This is a genomic window from Bacillus sp. NTK034 (genome assembly GCF_017303275.1).
Classification (GTDB): Bacteria; Bacillota; Bacilli; order Bacillales; family Cytobacillaceae; genus Cytobacillus.
Window position 1 is genome coordinate 872,130 of sequence record NZ_JAFKOJ010000001.1, and the last position, 19,624, is coordinate 891,753.

A 19,624-nucleotide genomic window follows, 5' to 3' on the forward strand; every position below is an offset into this window, starting at 1 on the left:
TTTATAATGAATAAATAAAACTGCTGGAAGGGTGTGGATTCAAGTGAATGCCGCTTCTTTTTTTCCTGACAACATCAAATTAGCACTTCAGAATAATCCCCCTGGGGAGTGGATTCCGGAGATTCCAGATGAGTGTATACGCCTGCATTGCGGCTATCCAGCTCCTTCCCTTATGCCTGATGAAGAGGTAAAGGCAGCTGTTAACAGTCTATTAGAGGAAGAGCATGATTTGCCGCTCCATTATATAGGAAGTCCCAAAATAATAAAACTCAAGGAACAGGTTTTAATGAGATTGAAAGAGCGGGGAATATCTGTTGCTGAAAAAGAGCTTTTGATCACTTCGGGTGCATGCCAGGCGATCGATTTGATTGCCCGCATTCTCCTTGATGAGGAGTCAATCGTGGCAATAGAATCTCCTACTTATATGGAGGCTTTAGAAATTTTCCAAAACTACACAAAACATACAATTAGTATTCCTGTAGACAAGCACGGACTTCAAACAGATGTATTGGAAGAGATTCTAGAGGAAAGAAAGCAAAAAGGGCTCGCTCTGCCTCGTTTTCTTTATACGATCCCAACCTTTCAAAATCCTACAGGCACGACAATGACAGAAGAGCGCCGGCAGCATGTATTGGAGCTTGCCAATAAGTATAATTTCCTAATAGTTGAGGATGATGCTTATGGGGAATTATCATTTAATAAAAGTCTCCCCACTCTTAAAGCAATGGATCAAAGCTCCCGGGTTCTGCATGTCGGTTCGTTATCCAAGATAGTGGCCCCCGGCATGCGTATAGGATGGATAGCGGGAGCAAGTGAAATCATCCATGCATGCGCCTGGTTTAAAAAAGATCTGAACCATCCGTTTGCTCAATCTGCCATGGCTGTTTATTTGGCAAACACGGATTTTAATAATAAACTAGTAACCTTGAGAGATACATACCGGTCCAAATGCAATGTTCTGATCTCAGCATTGGAACAGTACTTTCCTGATTCAGCTTCCTGGTATGTGCCTGAAGGGGGTTATTTCGTGTGGATGAAGATTCCCGGTGCCGATACATCGGAACTGCTGACACTTGCCCTTGCAGAGGGGGTATCTTTTATTCCTGGCAAGTACTTTTTCAAAGATCAGGGAGCCGGAACTGAATTTCTGCGCCTTTCCTTCAGTTATGCGGATGAGAAGGAAATAACAGAGGGGATTCGCAGGCTGGGAAAAGTCGCAGAGGCCTATCTTTAAATGTATTTCTATGGAACTTTTAAAAATGAAGAGGAATAAAGGAAACAAAGGCCTAATTTTCTTGGTTTTGTAAGCCAGAAATTAGGCTTTTTCTTTAAATGCCGAATAGTGATAGATATAAATAAATTAAAGTCTTACATGAACCTCAGAACCGTCCTTAGCTTTGACATCTACTATCACGATCCCCTTTTGATTTTTCAGTTCCTTGACAATAGGCTTGAGCGCTTCTTTATCTATTAATGGAAAGGTAAAGTCCAGTTCTTTTCTTTCGAAGTGCTCTTTTGTCCATTTGTTTACATTTTGATGAAACATTTTCGAACAAAAAATTGAAATGGCAATGTTTAAAATTGCACATGGAATTGGGATGGTTAACCGAACGTCTTTTGCTTTCACTTTTACTTGCAGCATAGGCATTCACTAATCGATGATGACAGAAACGGTATCCCCGTTTGCCGATTTAATATCAACAATTTGGCCATCTAATTCGTTTTCGATTGCTTCTATAATAAGGCTTATGTCTATATCTTTAACGTATTTTTCTGATTGGGGGATACTAGCTGCGATGCTGTGTCCAGCCATTAATACTGCCTTGACAAGTTTTATTGGCAAATTGACCGTAACGTTATCATCTTCGGCGGATACAACACGAATTTTTAAAGTTTTATCTAAATATTTAGCCGTTTTCACTGCCAGCTTATTACCCGTTTCTTCTTTCTCTTTTAATACCTGGATCAGTTCTGATCCCTTATCGGCATCAATTTTCCCTTCTTGAACCATCGTTAGCACTCTTGAAATTTCCTCTTTCATGATAACTTCCTCCCTATTCCTCTTTTAAAAGCTTTATGGCTTCTTCTGGTGTGATCTCGCCATTTTCCAACATGGTGACAATTTTTTTCTCGTCTGCTTCATTCTTCTTTTTCTGCACATATCCGAGGGATGAAATGATGTCTGTTAGCTTGCCTCGTACCGTAGGATACGAAATACCCAGTTCCTTTTCAACTTCTTTGATATTTCCTCTGCATGTTAAGAATACTTCCACAAAATGAAGCTGATCCTTTGATAATGATGCCAGCTTAGATAATTCAAACTCATTTTCAATGGTCGTGTGACAATGAGAGCACTGCAGCTTCGTAATTTTCAATGTTTTACTGCAGACAGGACAATCAGTTATTAATTTATAAGCCATAATGAAAATCCTTCCTTTTATTTGACTTGATTATATAACAATGAATCAAAAAAATAAATAATTATAATTAAAAATATTAATAATTTTAATTGGGTATTTAATTTTATTGATTGTTAGGCGGTGGTGCAGATGTTTTGTGAAAAGAGCCTAATAAAGGGAAAATAAAATATTAATAGAAAATAATCAGTGATGTATTTAAATATTTTTCGTGCTGAAGGAGTGATTTTCAATGCATTTTCGAAAAGCTAATGAAGAAGATTTACAAGCTATTGTCCGCTTGCTTGCCGATGATGAATTAGGAGCAAAGCGTGAGAGGTATGAAGAACCTCTGCCGGATTGTTATTATAAAGCATTTAAGGCAATAGAAGTACAGTCGGGAAATCAGATCATTTTAGCTGTAGACGGTCAGTCGGTGATTGGCTGCCTTCAGTTAACAATCATTCCTGGTTTAGCGCGACAAGGGATGAAACGTGCACAAATTGAAGGTGTGCGTGTTGATCAGCGCCACCGTGGTAAAAGGGTAGGAGAAGCCTTGTTTAAAGAAGCGATTGCAATAGCGAAGTCTGAGGGGTGTGGCCTTGTCCAATTGACAACAGACAAGCAGCGTGATGATGCACATCGTTTTTATAATAGGCTGGGGTTTTTTGCGAGTCATGAAGGGATGAAATTAATTTTTTAATTTGATAGCTTTATTAAACTGGCGTGATTTTTGGACCAGCTAGAATACCAGTTTAATACTGAATAATAATAATGAAGGAAGGCTGAATAATTTTTCGTTAAATGGAAATTATATAGTTGAATTCAAAAAGGAGGAATGATGTGGAAACAAGCATGAGTGTTGAAGAAGTATTGACCGGGATCTCAGAACTGTTGGAAAAAGAAGGGCAGCCGCCCCGAAAGAAGCAAGTAAAAAAATCAAATCCAGAGCTAATGAAAAATGCATTGTATTATTTTCCGAGCTGGGAAAATGCAGTAGAGCAGTCTATGGGATCTTAACCTCAAGGTGTACATAAGATATCTGCTTTTTAAAATTGGAGTTCTTCGTAAGTGTTTTTCCAATTTAAAAGGTAATGATGAAACCACAGAAGATGCCTTCCTGATGGGAAAGTGCTGACATCTTCTGTGGTTTTATTAATTGGAGGAATGTTTCGCAAAGATTAGAAAGTCACATGGGCGGGTTAAAAAGCCCGGTCACCATTAAAGATCGAATTTTTTACAATAACATAATCAACATGACGGATGGCATCCAGCTTGTTGCCGCCAGCGTAAGAAATGGAGGACTGGAGATCCTGCTCCATTTCTTTTAGCGTATCTGCTAATGATCCTTTGTGCTCTACTAAAATTCTTTTGCCTTCAACATTTTTCTTTTCGCCTTTTTGAAATTCAGAGGCTGAGCCGAAGTATTCTTTATAGAGCTTTCCGTCTTTCTCATTCTCAATGGTTTTACCAGGTGACTCCTCATGTCCTGCAAACAAGGAACCAATCATCACCATGGTTGCACCAAATCGAATTGATTTAGCAATGTCACCATGGGTGCGAAGACCTCCATCTGCAATGATCGGTTTGCTTGCTGCCTTTGCACACCAGCGAAGTGCAGCTAATTGCCAGCCGCCCGTTCCGAATCCTGTCTTGATTTTTGTGATGCAAACCTTGCCAGGCCCAATACCAACTTTTGTGGCATCAGCACCAGCATTCTCTAATTCTCTGACTGCTTCCGGAGTTCCGACATTGCCGGCAATCACAAAGCTTTGAGGAAGGTTTTTCTTAATATGCTGAATCATTTGGATGACAGCATTGGAATGGCCATGAGCAATATCAATAGTAATGTATTCCGGTGACAGCTCTTCATCAGCTATTTGCTGTATAAACTCATACTCGCCTTCTTTGACGCCAACACTGATCGAAGAGTATAATCCGCGTGCCTTCATATCTTTCATAAAAGATATTCGCTTCTCTGGTTCGAATCGATGCATGATATAGAAATACCCGTTCTCTGCTAAATATATGGCAATTTTCTCATCTACAATCGTCTGCATGTTGGCAGGCACCACTGGCAGTTTAAAAGCACGGTCCCCCAGGAAGACCGTTGTATCACATTCAGATCGGCTATTGACGATACTTTTTGCGGGAATTAATTGAATATCTTCATAATCGAATACATTTTCCATTGTAATCCTCCTATTGAACGAAGCTGAATACGTACGGCCATTGCAAGGATAGGTTTTTCAGTTTCAGTCGATCTTATACAGGCTGGCAGGGAAGCATCATTAAAAAAGAGCTTAGAAAATTCCTAAGCTCAATGGATAATAGGGGGTCGAATTGTGAGGGTTCGACCACTTTAATTTTATACAATTCTGTTTATTATTTCAACTTATTAAAGTAAAAACGCATAAAAGTGATAATGCAATAAAAACTTTCCCTCTTACTAACATGAATTATAAGACAATTATCGCTTTGGCTATTCCCCCAGTATTTCAACTATAGGGGCCTTGAGATAGCGATAGCAGGACAGATGAGGATCCTTCATACATTGCTGCAGGAGCAGTAGGCATTTTTAATTATGTTAAAACATCCCATTCTCATTAGGCGATTCATCTGGTATGGGCTGTCCTACATCCCACAGTTCAGCAATCTTGCCGTTTTGAAACCGAAAGATATGTACTACTGCTCCACCGAGGTCCTCGGGGTTTTGCTTCACGTGGGAATGAACGGCAACGGTTTCATTTTCATGGATTGCGAGTTTGACTTCAAGTAATTTGCTGGGGTTTTGCGCTGCATTCTCTTCCATCGCGTGCATGAGAGATTCTGCATCGCCACGGAAATAGGGATTATGGTGGGAAAAATCTGGGCTGATGTAACGCTTGTAGGCTTCACGGACCTGGCCTGATGCTACCAGCTGCAGAAAAGAAACAGCTTTTTCTTTCAGTGATAGGTTTGACGTTGATTGCTGCTCTGTACTCATTTGTATCATCCTCTCATCTCATTAATGAATTTAATTGAAGTATAAGTTATAGATATCCTAATGACAATATGTTGCGATAAGGAGAATCTCGATTCGTTAACTTATTTTAATTTAGAGTGAGCACTTTATTAATTTGTGATATATTTTAGAAAAAAGTTATAAAGGAGGCAGTTAGCTTGAGTATCCATTTTGAAGTGAAAAGATCCATTCAGGTATCTGCACAAAATGCCTACAAAGCTTTAATCGATCTTGATTCGGCAAAGGACTGGATGAATGGTCTAGTTGGAATAGAGCGGGAGGAGAGCGGGCCATTAAAAGTGGGGAGTCAGTGGAAAGAGACAAGGAAAATGTTTGGAAAAGAAGCTGCTGAACATTTTGAAGTTGTCGAACTCGATGAGCCCAATAAAATTGTACTGCGCTGTGATGGAACCAAAGGAACAACAGGCAAAGGAGAATTTTTATTTACATACATAATCGTTTCAGCAGATGATGCTTCAGAAGTTACTTTACTTGGTGAGATTAAGGGACTCACAGGCTTTTCAAAATTGTTTGGAAAGATGATGGCTGGAGCCTTTAAGAAAGCCTGTGCGAAAGATTTGGATGCTTTAATAAACTATTTAGAAAAGTGAAAATTAAAAGGAGCAGTATGTTATGTCAATCATTGATAAATTAAAGCTTAATAAATATAATAATTTGGCTGTGCTCAACCAGCCAATTGACTTTGCTGTATTTAATGAATACAAAACCACTTTATCAGGTGAGCATGATGCAATCTTCATCTTTGTTGAAACCATTGATGAAATGACAGAGTTTACCCGAAAAGTGATCGATGAGGAGCAGCTGCTCGAAAAAGGATATTTATTTTTCGCTTATCCTAAAAAAGGAAATAAACGGTATGATACATACGTTCATAGGGATGATATTTTTCCGGCGATGAAAGTGGGAGAAGATGGGTATGTGGAAAATAGCGATGTGAAATTCTCGCGGATGGTGAGCATGGATGATGTCTTTACTGTTGTTGGATTAAAGCGTGAAAAGAAGAAGGAGAAAAAATCATCCGCTCCTAGTCAATGTGTGGCTGATTATGAAAATAACGTGAATGATATTGAAGAGATCTTAGCAGATCATCCAAATGAATTGAAATTTTATCAGGAACTAACCCCAGGTTACCAAAAGGATTGGGCCCGCTACATCTTTTCTGTTAAACAGCAGAAAACCCGTGAGAAACGCGAAGCACAAATGGTCGATATTTTATCACAAGGGTATAAATCGGCAGATTTGTTTAGGCAGAAGAAGAAATAATATGGTTCCTGCCCCAGGTTACTTTAGTAATTAGGGGACAGGAACTTCTTTAAACTATAAAAATATTTAATTCACCTATAATTACTTTTAGTTTATCATCAGAAGTAAATTTGTATGCATACCCATAGCAGATCGTTTCATTGCCCGTATGTTCACGTTTTGGGAATTCCCGGAGAGCTGTGCTATGTGAATTTAATGCTGGATTTGATGCGGTTAAAAAAAGACATCTGTCTATGCAGTAATTTTTTTTTACAGCATGGATAGCATGTCTTGATTCTATGAAAAATGAGAGATATTTTAATTTGAGGTATATAAATTTAGAGTTAAGAAAAAAAGGAGCGGATCACAATGGCACTTAACAAAATTACTCCAAAGGAATTATATGAAAAAATGAAGCAAGAGAATGTCACCTTATTAGACGTACGTGCAGAGGAAAAATACAAAGCGTATCATTTAGATGGTTCTAATATCGAAAGCTAAAAATATACCAAAAACACACATCTTAAATCACACTTTTGAAGCTGAAACTGATTCATTGCCAAAGGGGAAAGAAATAATTGTAGCCTGCACAACAGGGAATTCCGCGGCAAGGTGTGCAGCCATCCTTTCTGAAAAAGAATTTAATGCTACTGTTTTAGAGGGTGGGATTACTGCCTGGAAGTAGTTTATAAAAACGAAATAAATGTTAAAAGCTATTGACTTAAAATAAATTCAGGTGCTATAGTCTATTTAAATTCAAAAAATTCCGGCGATTACTGCGGGAAGTTACAGCCTAGAGGTGTGTTTTGTGGTTAGATTAAAGGATATTGCGGAGTATGTTGGTGTTTCTATTTCTACTGTTTCCAGAGTTATTCAGAATGACCAGACTAGGAATGTTAACCAGGAAACGAGAAATAAAATCTGGCAGGCTGTCAAGGAGCTGGGGTATACACCCAATCAGCATGCAAGAAATCTGGTTAGCAACAGACAGAATAAAAGTGATGCCAGGACAATGAAAATTGGCTGGGTTGCCAATCCTACACAGGCTGAAATAAATCCATATTTTTCCAATATCTATACAGGTATTCGTGATACTTTAACAGAAAATGATTATACATTAATAAGTATCACTAAGGATGAGATTGAAAATGAAGCACTTCTTCTCAAGACCATTCATGATCTCGGGATTGAAGGACTTCTGCTGATCGACAGTATTGATGAGAGCCTAATTGATTACATACAGCAAACGATTCCTGTTGTGGGGCTTGACTTCTACTATTCCGATAAAGATATTGCGATTATAGATTATAACCGTGTGGCCGCATTGGAAAAAGTTGTACAGCATTTAGTGAATCAGGGTCATCGTGATATTGGGTTTATCGGCGGGGGAATTAATGAAGCTTACCAGGACTTAAATGAAGAATTACGATTTAAAGGTTATCAATCTGCTATGAAAGATGCAGACCTTTCTATTCGAGATGAATGGGTTATCAATACCAGATGGAAAATGGAAAACAGTTATGAGGGAATGAACCAGCTCATTAAAAGCAGTTCGGGAGATTTGCCGACAGCTATGGTTTGTGCAAGTGATTTAATGGCTCTGGCTGCAATGAGAGCAGTTATAGAAAATCAGCTGAGAATTCCAGAAGATATTGCATTCTTTGGAGTGGATAATATTGAAATGGGGAAATATTCATCACCGCCGCTTTCAACAGTAGAAATCCCCAAATATGAAATGGGAAAAATGGCCGCGAAAACGATTATGGAAATGGTAGAGGAAAAAGTGGTTTTGCCAATCAAAATTATTTTACCATTTGATTTAGTTATTCGTGAATCATCTTCTAAAAAACGGACCTAAGCGGTTCTTTTTTTGAAAACGTTTGGAAAACGTTTGGATAAATTACGGAAATTTTCCGGGGTTTATACGGCTAAATAGAGAGGAGAAATATACATGAAGACAATGACAGCGATCCTTATAGGAGCTGGAGACAGAGGGGCGAGAGCATATGCACCATATGCTCTGGATTATCCGCATGAATTAAAAATTATTGCTGTTGCAGAACCGAATAAGGAAAGGAGAGGGAGAATACAGCAAGAACATCAAATTCCAAATGAAAATTGCTATGAATCATGGGAAGAGATCTCACAGCTGGACAAACAAATTGCTGATATTGCCATTATCTGTACACTGGATAGAAACCACTTCAAAGTGACCATGAGAGCTTTAGAGCAAGGGTATCATGTCCTCCTGGAAAAACCAATGTCACCTGACCCCTTAGAATGTATATTAATGGAACAGCAAGCCAAAACATATAACCGTCAGCTGACCATCTGCCATGTGCTCAGGTATACCGATTTTTGGAAAGCAATAAAAAAGGTAATTTCCCAAGGGGAGATCGGTGATGTTGTATCTCTTCAATTAAATGAAAATGTTGAAGTTATGCATATGTCACACAGCTTTGTAAGAGGCAATTGGAAAAACAAAGAAAAATCAAGTCCAATGATTCTCCAAAAGTCCTGTCATGACATGGATATCATTTCATATGTACTCGGAAAACCATGTAAAAGACTAAGTTCGTATGGATCCCTGATGCATTTTAAAGCAGAAAATGCCCCGGAAGGAGGCCCGCTGCGATGCTTGGATGGATGTCCTGCCGAGCTTGAGTGTCCATTCCATGCAGGACGGTATTACCTCGGTGAAGGAAGAGGCTGGGCAAAAAAATTTACAGAAGATTATACCAATGAAGGCATAATTGAAGCCTTGAATAGAACGCCTTATGGAAAGTGTGTATATCGTTCAGATAATAATGTCGTCGACCATCAGGTTGTCAATATGGAATTTGAGGGAGGAGCAACCGCTGCCTTCAGCATGTGCGGTTTTACAAGAGAACAAACTCGAATCGTTCAAATAATGGGAACCAAAGGTGAAATTCGCGGAAACATGGAAGAGAATAAAATCTCAATTTTTGATTTCCTAACCAGGCAGGAAACAGTGATTCATTTTGATCAGCCAGTAGGCGGGCATGGCGGTGGAGACCGCGGAATTATGAGACTATTCCTGGAAGAAGTCCGGAATGGCAATAAAGAGGACAGTGTTTCTTCTGTTTCCGCATCTGTAAGAAGTCATCTAATGGCATTTGCGGCGGAAGAGTCACGGTTAAACCAGGGTCAATCTATCAATATAGATGAATATTATCATGGTTTAGTTGGGAATATTCAAGTTTAAAAGATTGTAAACACAGCTCTTTAAGCAGTGTTGCAATATATTTAGCCAGTTAAGATGATATCTTAATGCAGAAACCTGAGTGTTTGGAAAACGTTATCCAAGGAGGTGGTAAACGTTATAAATAACTTTCGTCCATAACATTTTTATTCATCTAGAGATAAACCCCTTATGTTTTGAGTTAGGCAAACAAAAAACTTTAGGAAAGAAGGGAAATGGGATGAAGAAATGGATCATCATGCTATTAACCGTTGTATTAGGTGTGATTGGCCTATCAGGCTGCAGTGATAATGATGCAGCATCCGGCGGAGGAAAAGATGGCAAGGTTGAAATTACGTATGGATTCTGGGATAAAAAGCAGGTTCCTGCGATTGAAGAAATTATTAAGTTATTTAATGAAAAATATCCGGACATTCAAGTGAAAACAGAAATCACACCTTATGGCCAATACTTTCAAAAGCTTGAAACAGCGGCAACGGGCGGTGCTTTGCCAGATGTTCTATGGATGAATGGAGCACACGTTGTTCAGTATGCAGAAGGGAAGGTCATTCTTCCATTAAGTGAAATGGCGGAAAAGGACAATTATAGCTTAGAAAATTATCCGGAATCATTGATTGATCTGTACACGGTAGATGGAGATATTTATGGGATTCCAAAAGATTACGATACAACTGGGCTATGGTATAACAAGAAAATCTTTGATGAAGCCGGAGTATCCTACCCGGATGAAACATGGGATTGGGAAAAATTGAAGGAAGCTGCGAAACAGCTGACTGACAAAGATAAAGGAATTTGGGGCTATGCGGCATTAATGGGCAATCAAGGCGGATATTATGATTTCATCTGGCAGAATGGCGGCTATATCATTTCTGAGGATGGCAAGTCCGCAGGGTTCGACAAACCTGAAGCAATCGAGGCATTAGAATACAATGTCAGCTTTATTAAAGAAGGACTCTCTCCAACACAAGCGCAGATGACCGAAACGGCTGCTTCTGAATTATTCTCATCTGGAAAGATAGCGATGATGTTTGATGGTCCTTGGATGGTTCCTGAATATAAGAAAAATCCCGATTTAGATGTAGCGGTGGTTCCACAAGGGAAAAAACGTGCCGTTTCTATTCACGGGCTTTCCAATGTAATATCTTCGAATACAAAACATAAAGAAGAAGCTTGGAAGTTTGTTCAATTCCTTGGTTCCAAAGAAGCAGCAGAAGTCTTTGCCAAAACGGGAACCGTCATTCCGGCATTTAATGGTACACAGGATGCATGGAAAGAATCAGTCCCTAATATAAACCTTCAGGCATTTATTGATGGAGCCGAATATTCAGTGCCTCTGCCAAGTGTGGAAAACACAGGGGAAATCTGGCAGTACGAAACAGATGTACTTAAAAAGGCCTGGAGTGAGGAAATAAGTATTGAAGAAGCAGCAGAAGAGCTGACAAAGAAAGCAAATGAGGCATTGTCCAAGTAACTACTAATTGAAGAGAAGGATTTGGCAATTCTTCTCTTCTATTTATATAAGGAGGGATGACTTTGAAGGAAGTACCTCTTCAGACAGAAGTAAAAACAGCCAAAAGGATAAAGGTTTCGAGCCTCGCCAAAACAAGGAAGCGGTCAGACTATTTTTGGGCTTATCTTATGATTGCACCAACAATGCTTGGATTGTTTATTTTTTATCTCTGGCCCATTATTCAGAATTTTTACTTTAGCTTCACCGAATGGGGTGCATTTGGACAGTATGAGTGGACAGGCTTAGACAATTATAAGAGATTGCTTGAGGATGCAACTCTTCTTCAAGCATTTAAAAACACAAGCATCTATATTATTTTTACAGTGCCGATTGGAATTTTCCTGTCCATTATTGTGGCTGTTCTTTTAAATCAGAATATCAAAGGTAAATCTATTTACCGGACTTTGTATTTTTTACCAGTCATCACAATGCCAGCTGCCATTGCGATGGTCTGGAAATGGCTGTATAACGCAGACTACGGGATGTTTAATTATATATTATCCTTGGTCGGAATTGAAGGGCCGCAATGGGTAAGTGATCCCAATATTGCTTTATATTCGATTATTGCGGTAGCGATTTGGAGCGGTATTGGCTACAATATGGTCATTTTCCTTTCAGGGCTGCAAGGCATTCCAAAGATGTATTATGAGGCAGCAGAAATAGATGGGGCAGGTCCTGTCACCGTGTTTTTTAAAATTACACTGCCGCTGCTTTCACCGGTTATATTCTTTGTGTCCATTATGTCACTGATTGGTGCATTTCAAGTATTCGACTTGATTTTCATGATGATTGGAAAAAGCAGCACGGCGCTTGAAAGTACACAGTCTATTGTTTATTTGTTCTATCAGTATGCATTTGTACTAAATGATAAAGGATATGCTGCGGCTATTGCAGTTCTTTTATTAGCGGTCATTTTAATAATTACAGCCATCCAGATGGTTCTTCAGAAAAAGTGGGTTCATTATGATTAAAGGAAGTGATGCCGATGGACAGAGCACTCAAGCTTATTGCAAGTAGAACATTCCTTTTCCATTTCATCCTGATTATTGGGGCTGCAGCAATGGTACTGCCTTTCCTATGGATGATCCTTACCTCGTTAAAAACGTATGCTGAATCGATTCAAGTACCCCCGGTTTTGATACCCGAAGATTTTCAGTGGGGAAATTATAAAGAGGTATTTGGACTCCTGCCCTTTTTCAAATTTATGTACAATACCGTAATTATTACAGTTCTGCGGACAGCAGGCCAATTGTTCTTATGTTCATTAGCTGCATATGCCTTTGCCAGAATTGAATTTCCGGGGAGAAACATTCTATTTTTGCTAGCGCTTACTGTGTTAATGGTGCCTGGGCAAGTTTTCCTGTTGCCGCAATATATGATTATGGTGAAATTAGGATGGCTCAATTCCCTGCAGGCTGTCATTGTACCAGGGTTGTTCAGCGCGTTTGGCACGTTTCTATTGCGGCAGTTTTTCATGGGACTGCCCAAAGAATTGGAGGAGGCAGCCAGACTTGATGGCTGCAACCATTTTCAGATTTATTGGAGGGTGATGCTCCCGCTTGCAAAGCCGGGTTTAATCGCTCTAGGAATCTTTACAACACTCTGGAGCTGGAATGAATTGATGTGGCCGATGATTGTCAACAGTTCTCCTGAGTCTATGACTCTATCAGTGGGATTATCCTCGCTTCAGGGACAATTCTTGACCAATTACCCAATTCTGATGGCGGGATCTTTCTTAGCCATCCTGCCAATGCTGATCTTGTTTATCTTCCTGCAGAAGCAGTTTATTGAAGGGATTGCTGTTACAGGAGGGAAATAAGCTCTTTGCTTAAATAACCTCAAGCTTGCAAGAGCAACCATATACTCATAGCTTTTTTGTCTATGAGTTTTTTATTAGTAAATTGGATATAAAACCGTCCTTTTAAGGTCGATTCCTATTATTAGTTTCGGGGTGAGGGATTTGAAGAAGGCTATTGGCATTGATATTGGCGGGACCAAGATTGCAGCTGGGATCATTTCAGAAACAGGGGAGATACTGAATCGGGCAGAAGTAAAAAGCGATCCATCAGATAGAGAAAAGATGTTTAAGAAGGTAATAGATGCGGTTGAACGACTTTTTACTGAGTCCTCTATGTCTATCCATGACATGGAGGGACTGGGCGTGGGTATTCCTGGAAAGGTGGACAGGGAGAAGGGAATGGCTATTTTTCAAAATAATTTGCCATGGGCTCTATTTCCCATCAAGGAAAGGCTTCTTGATCAATTTGGACTTAAGCGGGCTGTCATAGACAATGATGTTTATATGGCTGCATTTGCCGAGTGGAAGGCTGCCGGGGCAAACAGTAACGAGACATTTGTTTATGTAACGATTAGCACAGGCATTTCCTGCGCCATTATCAACCAGGGGACATTTTATAGAGGAGCTGGATTTGGAGGGGAGCTTGGTTTAATACCCGTTTTGTCAGGAGCAAAAGGAACAAAGTGGAATCGTCTGGAAACTGCAGCAGCTGGTCCGGCTATTGAGAAGCTAGCTAGAAGGAAATTACAGGAAGAATCGCTGTCATCGAAAGATATTTTCGAAAACTATAAATCGGGAGCATTTGAGTATCAGTCCATCATAGGTGAGGTGACAAACCTGTGGGCTCAAGGACTCTACTCCATATCATGCTTATTGGACCCGCATAGAGTTGTGTTAGGCGGAAGCGTGATTGCAAATAATCCCTCTTTGCTTAACATCATTAAGGAAAAACTGGAAACCTTCCAAATCAGTGAACAAAAGCATCTCTTAGGAAATATGACGATTAGCACCATCAGACAGGATAATGGAGTAATTGGTGCGGCCTTACGGGTGTTTGAAGAAATCTAATAGATTAAGAGGGGTGTAGAAAATGTTCACATTAAGCCGAGAAAAATTAAGGACATTAGGAGCAGAAATTACAACTGCAGAAATCAAACAACAGCCTGATTTATGGGCTGAAACTATAACTATTTATAAAGAGAAAAGAGAGCTCATTAATGAATACTTGCAGAATTTGAGTGAAAAGCACCAACGGGTCCGGGTGATCTTTACAGGTGCCGGAACCTCTGCCTATGTTGGTGACACCGTTACTCCTTATTTAAAAGGGAAAGCGGATGAAAATCAGTGGGACATGCAAAGTATTCCTACGACGTCTATTGTGTCCAATCCATATCAATTTCTTAAAGCTGAAATCCCGACCCTGCTCGTATCTTTCGCCAGAAGCGGCAATAGCCCTGAAAGCATTGCTGCAGTCGAGCTGGCAAAACAAATCGTCACGGATCTATATCAAATCACCATTACTTGTTCAAAGGAAGGCAAATTAGCTCAGCTGGCAGCTGGAGATAATTACAATCTGCTGGTATTAATGCCTGAAAAGTCTAATGACCAGGGATTTGCGATGACTGGAAGCTACACCTGTATGACGTTAACTGCCTTACTTATTTTTGATTCCCTAACTGATGAAGAAAAAGAAAACATTGTCAGAACCATTCGCCGTATGGGAGATAGTGTCATTGGCAGGAAAGTGGAAATTGAAAAGATAATGAATGCAGAATTTGATCGGATTATTTATCTGGGGTCAGGGGGATTTGAGGGCTTGGCAAGAGAAGCGCAATTGAAAATCTTGGAGTTGACTGCCGGAAGAATTGTGACCGCATACGATTCATCCATGGGATTCCGGCACGGTCCAAAGTCTTTTATCAATGATAGAGCCATTGTATTTGGCTTTGTCTCCAACCAGCTTTATACCCGCCAATACGATTTAGATATCTTAAACGAGCTGAAACAGGACCAGATTGCCAGCACTGTTTGTGCTATTGCTGTTGAGGGGGACATCAATTATGCCGGAAATGCATTCTTGTTCGAAAGGGAGGCGGGGGCTGTACCAGATGCCTATTTGTCTTTGCCATTCGTTATGGTCGGTCAAACGATTTCTTTGCTGGCTTCCGTTAAAGTCGGGAATAAACCGGATACCCCCTCACCAAGCGGAACTGTTAACCGCGTTGTAAAAGGTGTCACAATCCATGAATTCAAGTGTAAATAGCAGAAGGGCTGAATTAAATGGCCCTATCGGAAAGATAGGGCCGTACAGGAAGAAAGAAGGCGGCGCTAAGCTTTAAAAAAAACAGAGGTGCTGGTATGAAAAAATTTGTTTATGCTGACAAGTTCTTTTTGGAGGACGGTGTTGCCGGTCCAGGCTATCTGGAAATCAATAAGGGGAAATTTGCTGGTTTCATTGAAACATTTCCGGACGAGTCGGAAGTGCTGAACTATACAGGACATTGGATTGCTCCTGGCTTAGTTGATACACATATTCATGGATTTATGGGCCATGATGTTATGGATAATGAATTGGTTGGATTAAACGCTATTTCTAATGGATTGCTCGAATGTGGAGTGACATCATTTTTGCCCACTGCTTTAACCTCTTCTTTTGAGACATTGTCCGATGTGGTGGCAATGATTGGCGAAAATTATTCAAAGGTGCAGGGGGCGAAAATAAAAGGAATTTTCCTGGAGGGTCCATTTTTTACAGAGGTACATAAAGGAGCACAAAACCCAAAGTATTTTTGTGATCCTTCGATTGAAATGCTGGAAACATGGCAGAAGCAATCGAACCATTTTATTAAAAAAATTGCCATTGCTCCTGAACGAAAGGGAGCAGCTGAATTTATTGAGCATGCTGTGAAGCAAAGGGTTACTGTAGCGTTAGCCCATAGTGATGCCAGTTATAAAGAAGCAAAGCGGGCAGTTGAAAAGGGAGCTTCCGTATTTGTTCATACGTTTAATGGCATGAGCAGTTTTCATCATCGTGAACCTGGCATGGCAGGAGCTGCGATGAACCTGCCTAATGTGTTTGCTGAAATTATATGTGATGGACACCATGTCCATCCTGCAGCCGCAGCCATTTTAATGAATACCCGGGGACGGGATCAAACGGTCTTGGTGACCGATTGTATGATGGCTGGAGGCATGCCTGAAGGCTGCTATCAGTTAGGGGAATTCCGCGTTGATGTGAGGGGAGGAGCAGCCAGATTAAAAAGTGGCAGTTTAGCAGGCAGTATATTGCAATTAATACATGCAGTAAAAAATGCTGTAGAGTGGGGGATTGCTGCACCTGAGGAAGCGATCTATATGGCAAGTACTGCACCTGCGAAAAGTATTCAGCTTGATGGAGAATGCGGAAAGATTGCGGCTGGATATGATGCGGATTTTATTGTACTGACTCCACAGCTTGAGTTAATGGGAACGTATCTTAATGGTATTTGCAGGTATCAAGCTGAAAGCTTTATTCAGAAAGAGGGAGAAGGATGATCTTAGCTGTTACGATGAACCCATCGGTTGATATTTCTTATCCGATTCCTGATTTCAAACTTAATGATGTGAACCGTGTCGAAGGAGTCTGTAAAACCGCAGGCGGAAAGGGCATTAATGTTGCCCGCGTCGTGAAGCAGATGGGTGAAGCCGTTTTGGCTACGGGTGTACTTGGTGGCACAACTGGAAACTTCATCGTTCAGGAATTGACGAATGACAGGATTGATAATCATTTCTTAAAAATCAACCAAGAATCCCGAAATTGTATAGCAATTCTCCATCATGGCAAACAAACGGAGATTTTAGAGTCAGGACCGGCTCTAATGCCTGAAGATGGCACGGACTCTCTCGAAAAGTTTGAAATCCTGCTGTCAGCTGCATCTATTGTGACGATTTCAGGCAGCTTGCCAAAAGGGTTGCCCTCTGAATTTTACCGGTATATGTCCGAAATGTGCAGAAGAAAGAAAATCCCTGTGATTGTTGATACATCTGGGGAACCTCTGAGGGAGGTTCTGCTGCATAAGGATAAACCAAATGCCATTAAACCGAATATTACGGAGCTTTCACAGCTTCTTGGTATAGAAGTAGATCAAAGCCTTAGCAGCCTGAAACAAGTCTTGAACTCTGATATGTTTCTTGGGGTTGACTGGATCGTTGTATCGATGGGCGGTAAGGGAGCTTTTGTGAAGCATGCAGGAGATTTTTTTCAAGTTACCATTCCTGAAATTGACGCTGTAAACCCTGTTGGATCGGGTGATGCTACGGTCGCAGGGTTAGCGGTATCTCTGAATAACAATGTTTCTGTAGATGCTGTACTGAAAACAGCCATGACCACTGGAATGCTCAATGCGATGGAGGCAAAGACCGGTCATATTAATATAGCTAAGTTCAAACAGTTTTATGAGGTCGTTCAGGTGAAAAAAATAGATTCATAGAGGTGATTGGCATGTTACAGCTTACGGACAGCAAAATTTCTGCCCTAAAGCGTTTATCTAGTGAAAATGGGATTATTGGAGCATTGGCGATTGATCAGCGCGGTTCGTTAAAAAAGATGCTTGCTGAAGGAAGCACAGGTGGAGTCGGGGATGAAGGAATCGTCCTCTTTAAAGAATTAGTTTCTCAAGAGTTAACTCCCTATGCAACTTCGATCCTATTAGATCCTGAATATGGCCTGCCTGCTGCAAAAGCCCGGCATCCGGAGGCTGGCTTATTAGTGGCTTATGAAAAAACGGGCTACGATGCAGCCGCTGCGGGTCGATTGCCAGATCTATTGGAGGACTGGTCCGTTAAACGCTTGAAGGAAGCGGGAGCGGATGCAATAAAGTTCTTACTGTATTACGATGTGGATGAAGATGAAAAAATTAATGCATATAAACATGTTTATATGGAACGTGTGGGATCAGAGTGTATGGCAGTGGACATACCGTTTTTCCTTGAGATTATCACTTATGATTCGGAATTGGATGATGTAAAAAGCATAGAATACGCAAAGGTCAAGCCGCGTAAAGTGATTGAGGCTATGAGGGAATTTTCAAAGCCTCAGTACCAGGTGGACGTTTTGAAAGTTGAAGTTCCGGTCGATATGAATTTTGTCGAAGGGTACACAAATGGAGAAACAGCCTATGACAAAAAAAGAGCTGCTGCATATTTCAAAGAACAAAGCGAAGCAACAAAGCTGCCGTTCATTTTTTTGAGTGCAGGGGTAAGTGCAGAACTGTTCCAGAAAACTTTAAAATTTGCTAAGGATTCAGGTTCCACTTTTAATGGCGTATTATGCGGACGTGCTACCTGGAAAAATGGTGTAGCTCCATTTTCTGAAAAGGGGCCAGAAGCAGGACGTGCATGGCTGCAGGACACTGGCAGAAAGAATATCCAGGAACTCAATGAGGTCTTGAATGAAACGGCAAGCCCATGGTTTGAGAAGTTATCATAGAAATACTGGATAATTAACATTATTAATTGATATTATTCCCCTTTATCTTAATGGATAAAGGGGGTTTTATGGTTATCTTGACTGGTAATGATAGATATGTTACCATAAGGTCACATAAAACACGTTACCATTTGGTCACGTGTAAATGATCATTTTGGAAAGGGCCGATGGAATGGACGATGAATTATCTACCGTTTTTAAAGCATTGGGACATCCGATCCGCAGGGAAATTCTCGATATTCTTAAGGTATCGCCAAGAACAACTGGAGAACTAGACGACCATTTTCCTGAAGTCACTAGGTATGCCATTATGAAGCATCTAAATATTTTAGAGGAAGGGAATTTGGTCCTGGTAAGGCGTGAAGGAAAATATAAAAGGCATTTTCTTAATGCAATTCCACTTCAGGAAGTGCATGAGCGCTGGGTTGACAAATACATGCAATCTACAGCAAACTCGCTGCTTAATTTACGGAAGACAGTAACAGAAAAAGGAGGAGAGAAAACGATGGAATCAACTAAGGATTTTCGTATTGAACAGGAGATTATTCTTGATGCACCACGTGAAGAAGTATTCAGAGCATTAACCGAAAAGGTGGAAGATTGGTGGGAGTTCCGCATAGCTCCAAAAGGAGTAGATTCTCACTTTACTTTTGAGCCAGTTATAGGCGGACAGTTTATCGAAAGATGGGGTGAAAAAGAAGGTGCAGTGTGGGGGAATGTTTATTATGTGAATGCTCCTGAAGAAATACGGCTGCATGGCCATCTTGGCATGCAGGGAGCGGTCAACAGTGCCTATACGTATCGTCTTCTTGAAAAAGAAGGTGGTACACTGCTTCAGCTTTCCCATACAGCTTCTGGTGTTATTCAGGACCAATGGGAAGAGGAGCATTCCAAGGGATGGGAATACTTGCTTGGCACCCTATTAAAAAACTACGTAGAAGACAATTAATTTAGGAGGCCGAG

General features: G+C 40.4%; 23 protein-coding genes. 18 read left to right on the plus strand and 5 right to left on the minus strand.

Translation table 11 applies throughout. From position 1 onward, the window contains the following. Positions 1–43 precede the first annotated feature (43 nt). On the plus strand, positions 44–1,234 hold the full coding sequence (locus tag JI665_RS04435; RefSeq protein WP_206836761.1) for a PLP-dependent aminotransferase family protein: 1,191 nt from the start codon (positions 44–46) through the stop codon (positions 1,232–1,234). A 126-nt stretch (positions 1,235–1,360) separates the two neighbouring features. Here the strand turns inward: JI665_RS04435 and JI665_RS04440 are convergent, their stop codons facing one another. From JI665_RS04440 to JI665_RS04450, 3 genes are read right to left on the minus strand one after another with little or no spacing between them, the layout of a single operon-like run. Further along, positions 1,361–1,642, minus strand: coding sequence for a hypothetical protein (locus JI665_RS04440; protein ID WP_206836763.1), 282 nt, complete (start codon positions 1,640–1,642; stop codon positions 1,361–1,363). A gap of 9 nt (positions 1,643–1,651) precedes the next feature. Further along, positions 1,652–2,041, minus strand: coding sequence for an SHOCT-like domain-containing protein (locus JI665_RS04445; protein WP_206836766.1), 390 nt, complete (start codon positions 2,039–2,041; stop codon positions 1,652–1,654). A 13-nt stretch (positions 2,042–2,054) separates the two neighbouring features. Beyond that, positions 2,055–2,420 (minus strand): DUF2089 domain-containing protein, encoded by a 366-nt coding sequence (locus JI665_RS04450; RefSeq protein ID WP_206836768.1) that lies wholly within the window; start codon positions 2,418–2,420, stop codon positions 2,055–2,057. A 229-nt stretch (positions 2,421–2,649) separates the two neighbouring features. Between JI665_RS04450 and JI665_RS04455 the strand changes: the two genes are divergently transcribed. Together JI665_RS04455 and JI665_RS04460 are read left to right on the plus strand one after the other, a co-directional pair. Next, positions 2,650–3,099 carry a GNAT family N-acetyltransferase gene (locus tag JI665_RS04455; protein WP_206836771.1) on the plus strand — a complete coding sequence of 150 codons (450 nt, stop codon included), beginning with the start codon at positions 2,650–2,652 and terminating at the stop codon, positions 3,097–3,099. Between the two features lie 140 nt (positions 3,100–3,239). Further along, a complete protein-coding gene (locus tag JI665_RS04460; RefSeq protein WP_206837719.1) occupies positions 3,240–3,416 on the plus strand; it encodes a hypothetical protein in 177 nt (58 codons plus the stop codon). A gap of 182 nt (positions 3,417–3,598) precedes the next feature. Here JI665_RS04460 and guaC read toward each other — a convergent pair whose 3' ends face one another. Further along, on the minus strand, positions 3,599–4,588 hold the full coding sequence (gene guaC, locus JI665_RS04465) for a GMP reductase (protein WP_206836772.1): 990 nt from the start codon (positions 4,586–4,588) through the stop codon (positions 3,599–3,601). Positions 4,589–4,983: 395 nt separating this feature from the next. Next, entirely contained in the window at positions 4,984–5,382 is a 399-nt protein-coding gene (locus tag JI665_RS04470) for a nuclear transport factor 2 family protein (RefSeq protein WP_206837666.1), read from the minus strand. Positions 5,383–5,558: 176 nt separating this feature from the next. Between JI665_RS04470 and JI665_RS04475 the strand changes: the two genes are divergently transcribed. From JI665_RS04475 to JI665_RS04540, 15 genes are all read left to right on the plus strand, one after another. Beyond that, the gene (locus JI665_RS04475) at positions 5,559–6,011 is read left to right on the plus strand and encodes an SRPBCC family protein (RefSeq protein WP_206836775.1); all 453 of its coding nucleotides are present in this window, start codon (positions 5,559–5,561) and stop codon (positions 6,009–6,011) included. Between the two features lie 22 nt (positions 6,012–6,033). Then, positions 6,034–6,684, plus strand: coding sequence for a YdeI/OmpD-associated family protein (locus JI665_RS04480; protein ID WP_206836778.1), 651 nt, complete (start codon positions 6,034–6,036; stop codon positions 6,682–6,684). Between the two features lie 348 nt (positions 6,685–7,032). Beyond that, positions 7,033–7,164 (plus strand): rhodanese-like domain-containing protein, encoded by a 132-nt coding sequence (locus JI665_RS28865; protein ID WP_280516055.1) that lies wholly within the window; start codon positions 7,033–7,035, stop codon positions 7,162–7,164. Beyond that, positions 7,142–7,348 carry a rhodanese-like domain-containing protein gene (locus JI665_RS04485; RefSeq protein ID WP_280516056.1) on the plus strand — a complete coding sequence of 69 codons (207 nt, stop codon included), beginning with the start codon at positions 7,142–7,144 and terminating at the stop codon, positions 7,346–7,348. The genes JI665_RS28865 and JI665_RS04485 overlap by 23 nt, the downstream gene beginning before the upstream one ends. A gap of 123 nt (positions 7,349–7,471) precedes the next feature. Continuing rightward, a complete protein-coding gene (locus JI665_RS04490; protein WP_206836781.1) occupies positions 7,472–8,521 on the plus strand; it encodes a LacI family DNA-binding transcriptional regulator in 1,050 nt (349 codons plus the stop codon). Positions 8,522–8,614: 93 nt separating this feature from the next. Continuing rightward, on the plus strand, positions 8,615–9,889 hold the full coding sequence (locus JI665_RS04495) for a Gfo/Idh/MocA family protein (protein WP_206836784.1): 1,275 nt from the start codon (positions 8,615–8,617) through the stop codon (positions 9,887–9,889). A 217-nt stretch (positions 9,890–10,106) separates the two neighbouring features. Further along, positions 10,107–11,357 carry an ABC transporter substrate-binding protein gene (locus JI665_RS04500; RefSeq protein ID WP_206836788.1) on the plus strand — a complete coding sequence of 417 codons (1,251 nt, stop codon included), beginning with the start codon at positions 10,107–10,109 and terminating at the stop codon, positions 11,355–11,357. A gap of 56 nt (positions 11,358–11,413) precedes the next feature. Further along, a complete protein-coding gene (locus JI665_RS04505) occupies positions 11,414–12,367 on the plus strand; it encodes a carbohydrate ABC transporter permease (protein WP_414635260.1) in 954 nt (317 codons plus the stop codon). Positions 12,368–12,381: 14 nt separating this feature from the next. After that, positions 12,382–13,215: a carbohydrate ABC transporter permease gene (locus JI665_RS04510; protein WP_206836791.1), complete on the plus strand. Its 834-nt coding sequence runs from the start codon at positions 12,382–12,384 to the stop codon at positions 13,213–13,215. A gap of 141 nt (positions 13,216–13,356) precedes the next feature. Further along, on the plus strand, positions 13,357–14,262 hold the full coding sequence (locus tag JI665_RS04515; protein WP_206836794.1) for an ROK family protein: 906 nt from the start codon (positions 13,357–13,359) through the stop codon (positions 14,260–14,262). 22 nt (positions 14,263–14,284) lie between these two features. Further along, positions 14,285–15,457, plus strand: coding sequence for an SIS domain-containing protein (locus JI665_RS04520; RefSeq protein ID WP_206836798.1), 1,173 nt, complete (start codon positions 14,285–14,287; stop codon positions 15,455–15,457). A 95-nt stretch (positions 15,458–15,552) separates the two neighbouring features. Further along, complete coding sequence (gene nagA, locus JI665_RS04525; protein WP_206836801.1) at positions 15,553–16,728, plus strand: N-acetylglucosamine-6-phosphate deacetylase; 1,176 nt, start codon at positions 15,553–15,555, stop codon at positions 16,726–16,728. Then, the gene (locus JI665_RS04530; protein ID WP_206836804.1) at positions 16,725–17,663 is read left to right on the plus strand and encodes a hexose kinase; all 939 of its coding nucleotides are present in this window, start codon (positions 16,725–16,727) and stop codon (positions 17,661–17,663) included. The genes nagA and JI665_RS04530 overlap by 4 nt, the downstream gene beginning before the upstream one ends. An 11-nt stretch (positions 17,664–17,674) precedes the next feature. Next, positions 17,675–18,661, plus strand: a complete 987-nt coding sequence (gene lacD / locus JI665_RS04535) for a tagatose-bisphosphate aldolase (protein WP_206836805.1) — start codon at positions 17,675–17,677, stop codon at positions 18,659–18,661. A gap of 172 nt (positions 18,662–18,833) precedes the next feature. Beyond that, the gene (locus JI665_RS04540; protein WP_206836808.1) at positions 18,834–19,610 is read left to right on the plus strand and encodes an SRPBCC domain-containing protein; all 777 of its coding nucleotides are present in this window, start codon (positions 18,834–18,836) and stop codon (positions 19,608–19,610) included. Positions 19,611–19,624 lie beyond the last annotated feature (14 nt).